This is a genomic window from Bacillus sp. N12A5 (assembly GCF_026790125.1).
GTDB lineage: Bacteria > Bacillota > Bacilli > Bacillales > Bacillaceae > Bacillus.
Genome location: NZ_JALAMR010000003.1, coordinates 326,057 through 341,426, shown reverse-complemented (window position 1 = coordinate 341,426; position 15,370 = coordinate 326,057). Strand labels below are relative to the sequence as shown.

Sequence of the window (15,370 nt, the reverse complement as noted above, 5' to 3'; positions counted from 1 at the left end):
TAACAAATTGGCAGTAAAAAAGGTTGTCACACATCCTGCTGAGGTGTTGGAAACACCTGCGGAAACCGTGACTGTTTTTGATAAAAAATTAAAAAAACTGCTTGACGACATGTACGACACCATGCTTGAAATGGATGGAGTAGGGCTGGCAGCGCCGCAGATCGGCATTTTAAAAAGAGCGGCTGTCGTAGATATCGGGGATGACAGCGGCAGAATTGATCTCGTTAATCCCGAGATTTTAGAAAAAAGCGGTGAGCAAAGTGGAATTGAAGGATGCCTGAGCTTTCCTGGCGTCTATGGTGATGTCACACGTGCCGATTATGTCAAAGTGCGTGCGTTTAACCGTCAGGGAAAACCGTTTATTCTGGAAGCGCGGGGCTTTTTGGCGAGGGCCGTGCAGCACGAAATGGACCATTTAGACGGTGTGCTGTTTACATCTAAAATCAGTAAATACTATACAGAAGATGAACTAGCGGATATGGAAGGATGATTTGATGACGAGAATCGTATTTATGGGGACGCCGGATTTTTCAGTTCCTGTTCTAAGAACCCTGATTGAGGACGGATATGAGGTAGTGGGGGTCGTCACACAGCCGGACCGTCCGAAGGGCAGAAAAAAAGTACTGACACCTCCTCCGGTAAAGGAAGAGGCTATGCGTCACGGCATCCAGGTTCTTCAGCCGGAAAAAGTCAGATTGAAAGAAGAAATTGAGAAAGTGCTGGCATTAAAGCCGGATCTTATCGTAACGGCAGCGTTCGGACAAATTCTGCCTAAGGAGCTTCTTGACAGCCCGAAATACGGCTGCATTAACGTTCACGCGTCTCTTTTGCCGGAACTGCGGGGCGGGGCTCCGATCCATTACTCTATTTTGCAGGGAAAGAAAAAAACCGGTGTCACCATTATGTATATGGTAGAAAAATTGGATGCCGGCGATATGATCTCAAAAGTGGAAGTGGACATTGAGGAAACCGATAATGTCGGAACGCTGCACGATAAATTAAGCGTAGCTGGCGCGAAGCTATTGTCTGAAACGATACCAAACGTCATTGCCGGAACCATATCACCTGAAAAGCAGGATGAAGAGAAAGCGACATATGCGCCTAATATCAAAAGAGAGCAAGAGCTGCTCGACTGGTCCAGAACGGGCGAAGAGCTTTACAACCAGGTCCGCGGCTTAAATCCTTGGCCAGTTGCCTATACGACGTTAAACGGGCAAAACTTGAAAGTATGGGCGTCGAAAAAAACACCCGCACAAACAAAAGCTGAGCCCGGCACAGTCGTTGCAGTTGAAAAGGAAGGAATTATTGTTGCCACAGGTAATGATACGGCCCTGTTATTAACCGAACTTCAGCCGGCCGGCAAAAAACGCATGAAAGGCGAGGACTTTGTGCGCGGCGCTCATGTTGAAGCCGGTGATGTGTTAGGAGTATACAATGAAAAAAACTAGTGTTCGTGATATCGCCCTAGAGGCGCTGATCAAGCTGGAACAAAACCAGGCATACAGCAACCTTCTACTGAAATCGGTCATTAAATCAAATGAACTGAGTGATCAGGACAGAGGGCTTTTGACTGAACTTGTCTATGGTACATTGCAAAACAAGATCGCGCTCGATTATATGCTCAAACCGTTTATCAATAAGCCTCAAAAAGTAAAGCCTTGGGTGATTCAGCTTCTGCGCCTATCCTTATATCAAATGGAGTATCTGGAGAAAATTCCAGACAGGGCGGCCATTCATGAAGCGGTTGAGATTGCTAAAATCCGCGGGCATAAAGGCATTGCTTCATTTGTCAACGGTGTGCTTCGTTCTATTCAGCGCGAAGGTGTTCCATCCTTTGACGCTATCGAAGATCCTGTCCGCCGGCTGGCGACAGAGACAAGCCATCCGATATGGCTTGTGAAAGAGTGGGCGGATGCATATGGATTTGATGCGGCCGAAAAGATTTGCCGGATCCACCTCATTCCGCCGAAGCAGACACTGCGTGTCAATCAAATGAAAACAGACAGAACGCATTTGCTTGATCAAATGGCTGCCGAGGGAATCGAAGTTGAAAAAGGCGATCTCGCTGAAGACGCTGTGAAGCTCTTAAAGGGAACAATTGCTGGAACTCATTTCTTCCAAAACGGCGAAGTTTCCATCCAGGATGAGAGCTCCATGCTCGTCGCCCGCGCCCTTGACCCTAAGCCTGGTGAAACGGTGCTTGACGCGTGTGCGGCGCCTGGCGGGAAATCGGCTCATATTGCAGAATTAATGGAGAACAAGGGAAGTGTTACGTCGCTTGATCTTCACAAACATAAAGTGAAGCTCATCAAAGAAGCGGCAGACCGGCTTGGCCTTACAATCATTGACCCGAAAACAATGGACGCGAGAAAAGCTGGGGAAACGTTTGAAAACGAACAGTTTGACCGGATATTGGTTGATGCCCCATGCTCAGGCTTCGGCGTCATAAGAAGAAAGCCGGACATGAAATACACGAAAAAGCCTGACGACAGTGCGCGGCTTGCTGAAATCCAGCTGTCGATTTTAAGGGAAATCGCTCCATTAGTAAAAAAAGGTGGCACTATTGTCTACAGTACGTGTACAATGGATCGGACAGAAAATGAAGAAGTAATACATGCGTTTATACAAGAACATCCTGATTTTGAACCCGATTTGTCTCTTGAAAAGCGGCTGCCCGAAAAGGCGAGACCCTTTGTTCGGGATGGAAGGCTGCAAATCCTTCCTCATTATTTCGGAACAGATGGTTTCTTTATTTGCAGCATGAGAAAGAAGGGATAAGCAATGGCAGAACTAAAAAAAACAAAAGTAAGAAAAGAATTGCGGACAGAGCGTCCGTCTATTTATTCTTTTGAATTAGATGAAATCAAACAATGGCTGACAGACAACGGAGAGAAACCTTTCCGTGCGGCTCAGATCTTTGAATGGCTATATGAAAAACGCGTATCTTCTTTTGATGAAATGACAAACCTGTCAAAGGATCTGCGCGAGAAATTAAACACTCATTTTGTGTTAACTACGCTGAAAACAGCTGTTAAACAAACATCCCAAGACGGTACAATGAAGTTTTTGTTCGAGCTTCATGACGGTTATACGATCGAAACCGTTTTAATGAGACACGAGTATGGCAATTCTGTATGTGTAACGACACAAGTCGGCTGCCGTATTGGCTGTACATTCTGTGCATCAACGCTCGGAGGTTTAAAACGAAACCTTGAGGCTGGTGAAATTGTCGCTCAAGTAGTCAAAGTTCAAAAAGCACTTGATGAAACGGATGAACGTGTCAGCTCAGTCGTCATCATGGGTATCGGTGAACCTTTTGATAACTTTAATGAAATGCTCGCTTTCCTGAAAATCATTAACCACGACAAAGGCTTGAACATCGGTGCGCGCCATATTACGGTCTCTACAAGCGGAATCATCCCGAAAATTTACGAATTCGCTGATCAGCAAATGCAGATTAACTTTGCGATTTCACTGCACGCGCCAAATACAGAAATCCGTAGCCGTTTGATGCCGATTAACAGAGCATATAAATTGCCTGATTTAATGGAAGCCGTTAAATATTACATTAACAAAACGGGACGCCGTATCAGCTTTGAATATGGACTGTTCGGAGGTGTAAACGACCAGGTCGAGCACGCTGAAGAGCTTGCCGACTTGCTGGAAGGAATCAAATGCCATGTGAACTTGATTCCGGTAAACTATGTGCCTGAACGGGACTATGTGCGCACACCGCGTGATCAGATTTTTGCTTTTGAAAAAACGCTGAAATCCCGCGGAGTAAATGTCACAATCCGAAGAGAGCAAGGACATGACATTGACGCAGCCTGCGGTCAGCTTCGCGCGAAGGAGCGTCAAGACGAGACGAGGTGATGAGGGTTGTTAACAGCCTTAAAAACAGATACAGGAAAAATCCGCCAGCATAATGAAGATGATGCGGGGATATTCAAAGGAAAAGACGAATTTGTATTAGCGGTTGTCGCTGATGGCATGGGCGGCCATCTTGCTGGAGATGTTGCAAGCAAGATGGCTGTAAAAGCCATGGGGGAAAAGTGGAATGAGGCTGAAACGATTCCAGCTGCGCCCTCGGAATGTGAAGAGTGGCTTATAAAACAGATCCTTGCGGTAAACAGCAAAATATACGATCATGCCCAAGCCCATGAAGAATGCCAAGGCATGGGGACGACGATAGTATGTGCGCTTTTTACAGGGAAAACGGTTTCTGTTGCCCATATAGGTGACAGCAGATGCTATTTGCTTCAGGATGATGATTTCATTCAAGTGACAGAAGACCATTCACTTGTAAATGAACTGGTTCGCACTGGAGAAATTTCCAGAGAAGACGCTGAACATCATCCACGAAAAAATGTGTTGACGAAGGCACTTGGAACAGACCAGTCAGTCAGCATTGACACACGTTCCTTTGACATCGAACCGGGGGACAAGCTGCTTTTATGTTCTGACGGACTGACGAATAAAGTGGAAGGCACTGAATTAAAAGACATCCTGCAAAGCGATTCAGCTCCTCAGGAAAAAGTGAACCTGCTTGTAGACAAAGCCAATCAGAATGGCGGGGAAGACAACATTACAGCAGTTTTGCTTGAGCTTGCTTTACATGTTGAAGAGGGTGAAGATCAGTGCTAATCGGCAAGCGGATCAGCGGGCGTTACCAAATTCTCCGCGTTATAGGCGGCGGGGGAATGGCCAACGTGTATTTAGCTGAGGATATCATTCTAGACCGTGAAGTCGCCATCAAAATCCTGCGGTTTGACTATGTGAATGACAATGAGTTTATCAGGCGTTTCCGCAGAGAAGCCCAATCGGCATCAAGCCTTGATCACCCGAATATCGTCAGCATTTACGATTTGGGCGAGGAGGGTGATATTTATTATATTGTCATGGAATACGTTGAGGGCATGACGCTCAAAGAATACATAACAGCAAACGGGCCGCTTCACCCTAAAGAAGCGCTGAACATCATGGAGCAAATTGTCTCAGCCATCGCTCATGCCCATCAAAATCAGATTGTTCACAGAGACATCAAGCCGCATAACATTTTGATTGACCACATGGGAAATATCAAAGTGACGGATTTCGGAATTGCGACGGCACTCAGTTCGACAACAATCACCCATACCAATTCTGTGCTGGGCTCAGTCCATTACTTATCGCCTGAACAGGCGCGGGGCGGTTTGGCAACAAAAAAATCGGATATTTATGCGCTTGGAATCGTTTTATTTGAGCTTCTAACCGGCCGTATCCCCTTTGATGGAGAATCTGCAGTCAGCATCGCCTTAAAGCATCTTCAAGCGGAAACTCCTTCGGCGAGAAGATGGAATCCGTCAGTACCCCAAAGCGTTGAAAACATCATCCTAAAGGCAACTGCCAAAGATCCTTTTCATCGCTACGAAACGGCTGAAGACATGGAAGCAGATATAAAAACAGCTTTTGATGCCGATAGACTCAATGAAAAGAGATTTACGATTCAAGAAGACGAAGAAATGACGAAAGCGATTCCTATCATTAAAGATGAAGAGCTTGCTAAGGCTTCTGATGAAAAAGAATCAGAATTGACATCTGCCAAAAAAAATGAAACAAAGAAAAACGGTAAAAGAAAAAAGTGGCCGTGGGTTTTGCTCACGGTATGCATCGTTTTTATTACGGCTGGAATTCTCGCTGTCACTGTTTTTCCGTCGCTATTTATGCCTAAAGATGTCAAAATACCCGATGTCTCCGGAATGGAATACGAAAAGGCGGCAGAGCTCTTAGAAAAAGATGGATTGCAGGTTGATTCCGAGGTGCTGGAAATTTCGGATGAGAAAATTGATGAAGGCCTAATGGTAAAAACGGATCCTAAAGCAGATTCCACGGTCAAAGAAGGCGCAACGGTCACGCTTTATAAGAGCACGGGAAAAGCAAAAACGGAGATCGGTGATGTAACTGGACAAACGGTCGATCAGGCAAAAAAAGCGTTAAAGGACCAGGGGTTTAAACATGTAACCGTAAATGAAGTAAATGACGAGAAAGACGCGGGTACTGTCATTGACCAGAATCCGTCGGCAGGGACTGAACTTGTGCCGGGTGATGATCAAGTCAAACTCACAGTCAGCATAGGACCTGAAGACATTACGCTTAGAGACTTGAAAACGTACAGTAAGGAGGCAGCGTCTGGTTATCTGGAGGACAACGGACTGAAGCTGATAGAAAAAGAAGCACATTCGGATGACGTTCCAGAAGGACAGGTTGTCAAACAAAAACCAGCAGCAGGCACGGCAGTAAAGCCGGGAAATGAGGTTGAAGTGACATTTTCCCTCGGACCTGAGAAAAAACCGGCGAAAACAGTGAAAGAAAAGGTCAAGATCCCCTACGAGCCAGAAAGTGAAGGGGACGAACTTGAAGTGCAAATCGCGATTGACGATGCAGATCACAGCATCTCTGACACTTACGAAGAATTTAAGATAAAAGAGCCGACTGAACGGACGATCGAACTAAAGATTGAACCCGGCCAAAAAGGGTACTATCAAGTGATGGTAAACAATAAAGTTGTCAGCTACAAAACCATTGAGTATCCGATAGATGAATAACAAGGAGGGAAAATATGCCTGAGGGCAAAATTATTAAGGCGCTAAGCGGCTTTTACTATGTACTGGATGAATCTGAGGATTCAGATAAAGTGATACAATGCAGAGGAAGAGGCATTTTCAGAAAGAACAAAATCACCCCTCTCGTCGGCGATTACGTTGTGTATCAGGCTGAAAATGATAAAGAGGGATATCTGATGGAAATTAAAGAAAGAACCAATGAGCTGATCAGGCCGCCAATTTGCAACGTTGATCAAGCAGTCCTTGTTTTCTCAGCGGTTCAGCCTTCTTTCAGTACGGCATTGCTCGACCGTTTCTTGGTTCTCGTTGAGGCCAATGAGATTCAGCCGATTATATGCATTACAAAAATGGATCTGATAGAAGATCAAGATACACGGGATGCGATTCAAGCCTATGCAGAGGATTATCGGAATATTGGGTATGACGTGTATCTCACCTCCTCTAAGGACCAAGACAGTTTATCGGACATTATCCCGCATTTTCAGGACAAAACAACGGTATTTGCCGGTCAGTCCGGTGTTGGAAAATCCTCGCTTCTCAACGCGATCAGCCCGGAGCTTGGTTTGAGAACAAACGAGATTTCCGAGCATTTGGGCCGCGGGAAACATACAACCCGCCATGTGGAGCTGATTCACACGTCCGGAGGTTTGGTTGCAGATACTCCGGGGTTCAGCTCGCTTGAATTTACAGACATTGAGGAAGAAGAGCTGGGTTATACATTCCCTGATATCAGAGAAAAAAGCTCTTCATGCAAATTTAGAGGATGTCTGCATTTAAAAGAGCCGAAATGTGCGGTGAAACAAGCAGTTGAAGACGGGGAATTAAAGCAGTACCGCTATGACCATTATGTTGAATTTATGACGGAGATTAAAGACAGAAAGCCGAGGTATTAGCATAATGATAAAGGTTGCACCATCTATTCTTTCCGCTGATTTTGCCGCTTTAGGCAATGAGATTAAAGATGTAGAAAAAGGCGGAGCCGATTGTATTCATATTGATGTTATGGACGGCCATTTTGTCCCGAATATCACGATTGGTCCGCTGATTGTAGAAGCGGTCCGGCCGGTAACAGATCTGCCGCTTGATGTTCATTTAATGATAGAAGAGCCGGATCGTTATATTCCGGCTTTCGCGAAAGCGGGCGCAGATATCCTGTCTGTGCATGCTGAAGCATGTCCGCACCTGCACCGTACCATCCAGCTCATTAAAGAGCAGGGCGTGAAGGCTGGTGTTGTTCTGAACCCGCATACGCCTGTTCAAGTCATTGAGCATATTTTCGACGATCTTGATCTTGTGCTTTTAATGACGGTGAACCCGGGATTTGGCGGGCAGAAATTTATTCATTCCGTCCTTCCTAAAATAAAAGAGGTTAAGCGAATGGCGGATGAAAGAGGGAAACAGGATCTTCTAATTGAAGTGGACGGCGGCGTCAACAAAGAAACCGCTCCGTTAGTGATTGAAGCGGGTGCAAATTTACTTGTTGCCGGTTCAGCTGTGTATGGCCAGCCTGACCGCAAGAAAGCGATTTCTGAAATCAGAGGAAGCAAATAAGCAGATGAAAAAAGAGCTGGGCATACTAAGCCCAAGCTCTTTTTCCTGTATGTAGAGAAAGGGATCAGAAATGAAAACAATCAATATCGTAGCCGGAGGCCCGAAAGATTTAATTCCCGATCTAACCGGCTGTCCGGCTGAGCACATCCTCTGGGTAGGTGTTGACAAAGGCACAGTCACTCTTTTAGATGCCGGGATCATTCCTGATGAAGCCTTTGGGGATTTTGACAGCATAACAGAGCATGAACGCTGCCGAATTGAAAAAGCCGCTCCCGCACTCCATGTATACCAAGCGGAAAAAGACCAAACAGATTTAGATCTCGCTCTTGATTGGGCACTGGAAAAGCAGCCGGATGTCATTCAGATTTTCGGCATTACAGGCGGCAGAGCTGATCACTTTTTAGGAAACATCCAGCTTCTATATAGAGGTGTAAAAACAAATATAAAAATTAGGCTGATAGACAAACAAAATCATATTCAAATGTTCCCTCCCGGTGAATATGATATTGAGAAGGATGAAAACAAGCGATATATCTCCTTTATACCGTTTTCCGAAGAAATACATGAGCTGACGCTGGACGGTTTTAAATATCCGCTAAATAAGTGTCATATTACGCTTGGTTCAACACTATGTATTAGTAACGAACTCATTCATTCACGAGGTACTTTTTCGTTTGCAAAAGGCATATTAATAATGATAAGAAGCACGGATTAGCATGTGCTTTCATTCATTTGCTGAAATCAATGAACAGGCGGTTACGGGACGTTATAGGAGGGGACAAAAATGAAATTTTACACCATTAAATTGCCGAAGTTTTTAGGAGGAATTGTCCGGGCGATGCTGGGCTCATTTAGAAAAGATTAATTGCCCAGGGGTTCAAAGCCCTCTTTCACCACATAAAAACGCCTGCCACATATCGGGGCAGGCGTTCATTTTGTTATACACGCTCAACTTTACCGGATTTCAAAGCTCGAGCAGATACATATACTTTTTTAGGTTTCCCGTTCACAAGGATACGAACCTTTTGAAGATTCGCGCCCCAAGTGCGCTTAGAAGCGTTCATTGCGTGAGAACGGTTATTCCCAGCTGTTGTTTTTTTACCAGTGATAACGCATTTACGTGCCATTTGTTTCCCTCCTCACTTGCACAAAACATCTACTTTTAAACATTCAAATGATCTTAGATGCTTTCGATATGGATACTTTAAATAATTTACCACAGCTAAAAAACGTTTGCAACTATTGTTTCATCATCTTTCAAGAAAATTCACTTGACATCTTGCAGAAACAGCGGTGCTATAGTATATGTAGAGGGACGGGCAGCGATACCCGGGTCTTTTCTTTCCTTAATGGAAACCATATAGTAGAATAGCTGTAACTCTATGCATTCGAAGGAGGAACTAGTGTGTCCATTGAATTAAGAACGAAGTACGGGCAGATTGATATATCTAATGAAGTCATTGCGATGGTTGCAGGAGGGGCGGCGATTGACTGTTACGGCATTGTCGGCATGGCCTCTAAAAATCAGATTAAAGACGGACTGACTGAAATCCTTCGGAAAGAGAATTTCAGCAGGGGTGTCCAAGTTCGCCAAGAAGGAGAACAGATACATATTGACATGTATATCATTGTCAGCTACGGCACGAAAATTTCTGAAGTGGCACATAATGTCCAAACAAAAGTAAAGTACACAGTAAATCAAACGATCGGACTGGCAGTAGACTCTGTCAATATTTATGTCCAAGGCGTACGAGTGACGAACCCGTAGTTAGGAGGAGTAGGATTGTCTATCAGAACATTAGACGGCAGAACCTTTGCCGAGATGATTCTTGCGGGAGCGCAGAATCTGTCTCAAAACGCGAGTGCGGTTGATGCGCTGAACGTGTTTCCGGTGCCGGACGGCGATACGGGAACGAACATGAACCTGTCAATGACTTCCGGAGCAAGAGAAGTGGAGCAAATGAATACGGATGATATCGGTAAGGTGGGCTCCGCGTTATCTAAAGGACTGCTCATGGGAGCACGCGGAAATTCAGGAGTTATCCTGTCTCAATTGTTCCGCGGATTCAGTAAAAGCATTGAAACAAAAAAAGAAATTAATGCGTTAGAGTTTGCACAAGCACTGCAAGCAGGTGTTGATATGGCGTATAAAGCTGTCATGAAACCTGTAGAGGGCACTATTTTAACAGTTGCAAAAGACGCTGCAAAAAAAGCGATGGAACTGGCAGAAAAAGAAACCGATATCACAGCGCTGATGACTGCCGTGATAGAAGAAGCAGAGGCGTCACTAAACCGGACCCCTGAATTGCTTCCAGTCCTGAAGGAAGTAGGCGTTGTCGACAGCGGCGGCAAAGGGCTGCTTTGTGTGTATGAAGGTTTTCTCGCTTCATTAAAAGGTGAAACTGTGCCCCAGAAAGCCGTTCTTCCGTCACTTGACGACATGGTCAGCGCAGAGCATCATAAGAGCGCACAAAGCATGATGAATACCGAAGATATTGAATTCGGTTTTTGTACCGAAGTGATGGTTAGGCTTGATCAGACAAAACGAGAATTCGACGAAGGCACCTTCAGACAAGACCTCAGCCAGTTCGGTGATTCTCTGTTAGTCATTGCGGATGAATCGCTGGCGAAGGTTCATATTCATGCGGAAGAGCCGGGAAACGTATTAAACTATGCCCAGCATTACGGTGAATTGATCAAAATTAAAATCGAAAATATGAGAGAGCAGCATACCTCCATCATCAGCCAAGAAAGCAAGCCTGCAGATAACGAAACACCGCCTGCAAAGCAGCCGTACGGCATTGTGACTGTAGCAATGGGAGAAGGCATTTCTGACTTATTCAAAAGCATCGGGGCTTCTGTTGTGATCGAAGGCGGGCAGACTATGAACCCGAGCACTGAGGATATTGTCGAAGCCGTGAAGTCTGTAAATGCAGAAACGGTGTTTATCTTACCGAATAACTCGAACATCATTATGGCTGCTAATCAAGCGGCCAGCGTAATGGATGAACAGGTTTTTGTCATTCCGGCTAAAACGGTTCCGCAAGGGATGTCAGCCCTGCTGGCATTTCATCCTGATCAAGAAGCTGAAGCGAACAAAGCCAATATGCTCAGTGCCATTCAGCAAGTAAAAAGCGGGCAGGTGACGTACTCAGTCAGAGACACTCATATCGACGGCAAAGACATTAAAAAAGGCGACTTTATGGGCATTCTGAATGGAACGATTATCGGAACTGCTGAAGATCAGCTGTCAGCCGCGAAAATGCTGCTGGCAGAAATGATCGGAGAAGACGACGAAATTGTCACTATCCTTTATGGTGAGGATGCGTCCCAGGAAGAAGCTGAGGAGCTTGAAGCGTTTCTTAGTGAAAAGTACGAGGATATTGAGGTTGAGGTCCACAATGGAAAACAGCCGCTGTATTCGTATATCGTTTCCGCAGAATAGAAGGGCGATTCGCCCTTCTATTCTTATGTCTGCTTTTAAGTGCGGCAGCGCTGTAACGCGCCCGCTTGCCATTTTATATCTGATCAATTAGTCTAGAAGCAAAGCGCTTATAAGCTCAGGTTCATAAGGGGGAATAGCATGAAATACAGAAGCGTTTTTGATATTATTGGCCCGGTTATGATCGGTCCATCCAGTTCGCATACGGCGGGAGCGGCTAGAATCGGGAGAGTGGCCAGAAGTTTATTTGGCAGAGAGCCTGAGCGCATCGTCGTATCCTTTTACGGCTCTTTTGCAGAAACGTATAAGGGCCACGGTACAGATGTCGCGATTATCGGCGGATTGCTTGATTTTGATACATTCGACGAGCGGATTAAAACTGCTATACAACTTGCAGAGGGTAAAGGAATTGATATAGAGTTTCGGGTTGAAGACGCTGTCCCGGTCCATCCGAATACAGCCAAAATCACCATATCTGATGAAAAGGGAGAGCTTGAGCTGACGGGTATTTCGATTGGCGGGGGAAAGATCGAAATCACAGAATTGAATGGTTTTGAACTCCGGCTGTCAGGAAACCATCCGGCCATATTAGTTGTTCATAATGACAAGTTTGGCACAATTGCCGGTGTTGCCAATGTCCTCGCGAAATTTTCAATCAACGTAGGCCATATGGAAGTAGCCCGCAAAGATATCGGGCAGCTTGCGCTGATGACAATAGAGGTGGATCAAAATATTGACGACCACGTTCTCGACGAGCTGTCGAAGCTGCCGAATATTATTCAAGTGACAAAGATTGCTGACTAGCGAAGGGTCAGGAGGAGCCAGTTATGTTTCGTAATGTAAAAGAATTAATTGAGATTACCAAAGAAAAGCAAATATCGATCTCTGATGTAATGATCGCGCAAGAGATGGAAGTTACAGAAAAAACAAAAGAAGAGATTTTTCAGCAGATGGATCACAATCTGACTGTCATGGAAGCAGCGGTTCAGAAAGGACTTGAGGGCGTTACGAGCCAAACGGGCTTAACAGGCGGGGATGCCGTTAAATTGCAGGCCTACATTCAATCAGGTAAAAGCCTGTCTGGTCCGCTGATTCTAGATGCAGTATCGAAAGCTGTTGCAACAAATGAAGTAAATGCAGCCATGGGAACCATCTGTGCGACACCGACTGCAGGTTCTGCCGGGGTGGTGCCTGGCACGTTATTTGCTGTAAAAGAAAAGCTGAATCCGACAAGAGAACAAATGATCCGCTTTTTATTTACGGCCGGGGCTTTCGGATTTGTCGTGGCGAATAACGCAAGTATTTCCGGTGCCGCCGGGGGATGTCAGGCAGAGGTTGGATCAGCCTCAGGCATGGCTGCAGCGGCTATTGTTGAAATGGCAGGCGGAACACCCGAGCAAAGTGCGGAGGCCATGGCTATTACATTAAAAAATATGCTCGGCCTTGTGTGCGACCCTGTTGCAGGGCTAGTTGAAGTGCCTTGCGTGAAACGGAATGCAATGGGCGCTTCAAATGCAATGATTGCTGCTGATATGGCATTGGCGGGCATTACAAGCCGCATTCCATGTGATGAAGTTATCGATGCAATGTATAAAATTGGCCAAACGATGCCGACTGCACTTAGAGAAACAGGCCAGGGCGGTTTAGCAGCAACACCGACTGGAAGAGAGTTAGAGAAAAAAATTTTCGGAGGAGCGCTAGGTTCACGTGAAACAACATCAGCAAACTAGTATAGCTAACATTAAGGGTATTGGGCCGGAAACAGAAAAAACATTACATGAACTCGGTATATATGACATTTCTGATCTTCTGAATTATTTCCCTTATCGCTATGATGACTACGAGCTGAGGGACTTAGAAGAAGTAAAGCATGATGAAAGAGTCACAGTCGAAGGGAAGGTTCATTCAGAGCCTTCTCTTACCTATTACGGAAAGAAACGAAACAGGCTGACATTCAGGCTTCTTGTCGGCCGCTATTTAATCACAGCCGTATGTTTTAACCGGCCTTACTTGAAGAAGAAGCTTTCACTGGGCTCTATTGTGACGGTCTCCGGTAAATGGGACAAGCACCGCCAAACCATCTCTGTTCAGGAGCTGAAAAATGGGCCGCATCAAGAGGATAAAAGCATTGAACCAGTGTATTCTGTGAAAGAAAATGTTACCGTCAAAATGATGAGACGATTTATTCAGCAGGCGCTGACCCAATATGCAGACTCACTTCCTGATCCTCTTCCGGAAAAGCTAAGAAATAGCTATAAGCTGCCGGATTATCACGAGGCGTTAAAAGCAATGCACCAGCCTGAAACTAGAGAAGCATTAAAGCTTGCCAGACGCCGGTTTGTTTACGAAGAATTTTTGCTGTTTCAGTTGAAAATGCAGGCGTTCCGAAAGGCGGAAAGAGAGCAGACACAAGGGATACGGCAGCGTTTTTCAAATGAAGAACTCATGAAATTTATCAACAGCCTCCCGTTCCCCCTCACAAATGCCCAGTCACGCGTGCTTCGCGAAATAACAGCAGACATGTCTTCTCCATACAGAATGAACCGTCTTCTTCAAGGGGACGTAGGGTCAGGAAAAACAGCAGTCGCCGCCATTGCACTGTATGCCGCAATCCTGTCCGGATACCAGGGAGCACTCATGGTGCCGACAGAAATTCTGGCCGAACAGCATGCTGATTCGCTCGTTTCATTATTTGAAAAGTGGGATGTCAGTGTGGCGCTTTTGACAAGCTCTGTCAAAGGGAAGCGGCGAAGAGAACTGCTTGAGCGCCTTGCCGCAGGAGAGATTGATATTCTTGTAGGAACCCACGCCTTAATCCAGGATGAGGTGGAGTTTAAGGCGCTGAGTCTCGTCATTACAGATGAACAGCATCGATTTGGGGTTGAACAGCGCAAAAAACTTCGAAACAAAGGTCAGGATCCCGATGTTCTCTTTATGACAGCGACTCCAATCCCAAGAACGTTAGCCATCACAGTGTTTGGTGAAATGGATGTATCTGTCATTGATGAAATGCCAGCAGGCCGGAAACAAATCGAGACCTATTGGGTAAAGCATGACATGCTGGACCGTATTTTGGCATTCGTCGAAAAAGAATTAAAGCAGGGCAGACAGGCTTATATCATCTGCCCGCTGATTGAAGAATCAGACAAGCTCGATGTGCAAAACGCCATTGACGTGTACAATATGCTTTCTGACATTTTCCGGGGGAAATGGAACGTCGGCCTCATGCATGGAAAGCTGCATTCGGAGGAAAAAGATCAGGTGATGAGAGAATTCAGCGCAAATCACTGTCAAATTCTCGTATCGACCACTGTTGTTGAGGTTGGCGTGAATGTTCCGAATGCAACTATTATGGTGATTTATGATGCCGACCGCTTCGGGCTGTCACAGCTTCACCAGCTGCGCGGCCGTGTCGGACGGGGAGAGCATCAATCTTTCTGTATTCTGATGGCCGATCCTAAATCAGAAACAGGAAAAGAACGGATGAGAATTATGTCCGAGACCAATGATGGCTTCGAGCTTTCTGAAAAAGACCTCGAGTTGAGAGGTCCCGGAGATTTCTTCGGGAAAAAACAAAGCGGAATGCCTGAATTTAAGGTGGCGGACATGGTTCATGACTACAGAGCGCTTGAAACGGCAAGGCAGGATGCTGCGAATCTTGTGGCCTCTGACGCGTTCTGGAAGGAGCCGGAATACGGGGTGTTGAGAGAGGAATTGCTGAAGAGCGGAGTATTAGACGGGGAAAAATTGAGCTGAACACCATAAGTTTTTGGTG

16 protein-coding genes are annotated in these 15,370 nt (G+C 45.6%); 15 read left to right on the top strand and 1 reads right to left on the bottom strand.

Translation table 11 applies throughout. The features are described from left to right. Positions 1-7 precede the first annotated feature (7 nt). From def to spoVM, 10 genes are all read left to right on the top strand, one after another. Complete coding sequence (gene def / locus MOC09_RS04955) at positions 8-490, top strand: peptide deformylase (protein WP_268369741.1); 483 nt, start codon at positions 8-10, stop codon at positions 488-490. A 4-nt stretch (positions 491-494) separates the two neighbouring features. Then, a complete protein-coding gene (gene fmt / locus MOC09_RS04950; RefSeq protein ID WP_268369739.1) occupies positions 495-1,448 on the top strand; it encodes a methionyl-tRNA formyltransferase in 954 nt (317 codons plus the stop codon). Continuing rightward, positions 1,435-2,778 (top strand): 16S rRNA (cytosine(967)-C(5))-methyltransferase RsmB, encoded by a 1,344-nt coding sequence (gene rsmB / locus MOC09_RS04945; protein ID WP_268369737.1) that lies wholly within the window; start codon positions 1,435-1,437, stop codon positions 2,776-2,778. The genes fmt and rsmB overlap by 14 nt, the downstream gene beginning before the upstream one ends. A 3-nt stretch (positions 2,779-2,781) precedes the next feature. Beyond that, entirely contained in the window at positions 2,782-3,873 is a 1,092-nt protein-coding gene (gene rlmN / locus MOC09_RS04940) for a 23S rRNA (adenine(2503)-C(2))-methyltransferase RlmN (protein ID WP_268367103.1), read from the top strand. Between the two features lie 6 nt (positions 3,874-3,879). Continuing rightward, complete coding sequence (gene prpC / locus MOC09_RS04935; protein ID WP_268360655.1) at positions 3,880-4,644, top strand: protein-serine/threonine phosphatase PrpC; 765 nt, start codon at positions 3,880-3,882, stop codon at positions 4,642-4,644. Further along, on the top strand, positions 4,638-6,584 hold the full coding sequence (gene prkC, locus MOC09_RS04930) for a serine/threonine protein kinase PrkC (RefSeq protein ID WP_268369735.1): 1,947 nt from the start codon (positions 4,638-4,640) through the stop codon (positions 6,582-6,584). The genes prpC and prkC overlap by 7 nt, the downstream gene beginning before the upstream one ends. A 14-nt stretch (positions 6,585-6,598) precedes the next feature. After that, positions 6,599-7,495 carry a ribosome small subunit-dependent GTPase A gene (gene rsgA, locus MOC09_RS04925; RefSeq protein ID WP_268360659.1) on the top strand — a complete coding sequence of 299 codons (897 nt, stop codon included), beginning with the start codon at positions 6,599-6,601 and terminating at the stop codon, positions 7,493-7,495. 4 nt (positions 7,496-7,499) lie between these two features. Beyond that, positions 7,500-8,153, top strand: a complete 654-nt coding sequence (rpe, locus tag MOC09_RS04920) for a ribulose-phosphate 3-epimerase (RefSeq protein WP_268360661.1) — start codon at positions 7,500-7,502, stop codon at positions 8,151-8,153. Between the two features lie 70 nt (positions 8,154-8,223). Continuing rightward, positions 8,224-8,868 carry a thiamine diphosphokinase gene (locus tag MOC09_RS04915; protein WP_268360663.1) on the top strand — a complete coding sequence of 215 codons (645 nt, stop codon included), beginning with the start codon at positions 8,224-8,226 and terminating at the stop codon, positions 8,866-8,868. 69 nt (positions 8,869-8,937) lie between these two features. Further along, positions 8,938-9,018: a stage V sporulation protein SpoVM gene (spoVM, locus tag MOC09_RS04910; protein WP_003221545.1), complete on the top strand. Its 81-nt coding sequence runs from the start codon at positions 8,938-8,940 to the stop codon at positions 9,016-9,018. A gap of 73 nt (positions 9,019-9,091) precedes the next feature. Here the strand turns inward: spoVM and rpmB are convergent, their stop codons facing one another. Further along, entirely contained in the window at positions 9,092-9,280 is a 189-nt protein-coding gene (gene rpmB / locus MOC09_RS04905) for a 50S ribosomal protein L28 (protein ID WP_003221548.1), read from the bottom strand. A 278-nt stretch (positions 9,281-9,558) separates the two neighbouring features. Between rpmB and MOC09_RS04900 the strand changes: the two genes are divergently transcribed. The 5 genes from MOC09_RS04900 to recG all read left to right on the top strand — a co-directional run bounded on the left by MOC09_RS04900 (position 9,559) and on the right by recG (position 15,351). After that, positions 9,559-9,921 carry an Asp23/Gls24 family envelope stress response protein gene (locus MOC09_RS04900; protein WP_003238605.1) on the top strand — a complete coding sequence of 121 codons (363 nt, stop codon included), beginning with the start codon at positions 9,559-9,561 and terminating at the stop codon, positions 9,919-9,921. Between the two features lie 15 nt (positions 9,922-9,936). Next, entirely contained in the window at positions 9,937-11,598 is a 1,662-nt protein-coding gene (locus MOC09_RS04895) for a DAK2 domain-containing protein (RefSeq protein WP_268360665.1), read from the top strand. 138 nt (positions 11,599-11,736) lie between these two features. Further along, positions 11,737-12,399: an L-serine ammonia-lyase, iron-sulfur-dependent subunit beta gene (sdaAB, locus tag MOC09_RS04890; protein ID WP_268360666.1), complete on the top strand. Its 663-nt coding sequence runs from the start codon at positions 11,737-11,739 to the stop codon at positions 12,397-12,399. A gap of 23 nt (positions 12,400-12,422) precedes the next feature. Then, a complete protein-coding gene (sdaAA, locus tag MOC09_RS04885; protein WP_268369733.1) occupies positions 12,423-13,325 on the top strand; it encodes an L-serine ammonia-lyase, iron-sulfur-dependent, subunit alpha in 903 nt (300 codons plus the stop codon). Next, positions 13,303-15,351, top strand: coding sequence for an ATP-dependent DNA helicase RecG (gene recG, locus MOC09_RS04880; protein ID WP_268360669.1), 2,049 nt, complete (start codon positions 13,303-13,305; stop codon positions 15,349-15,351). The genes sdaAA and recG overlap by 23 nt, the downstream gene beginning before the upstream one ends. Positions 15,352-15,370: the final 19 nt, after the last annotated feature.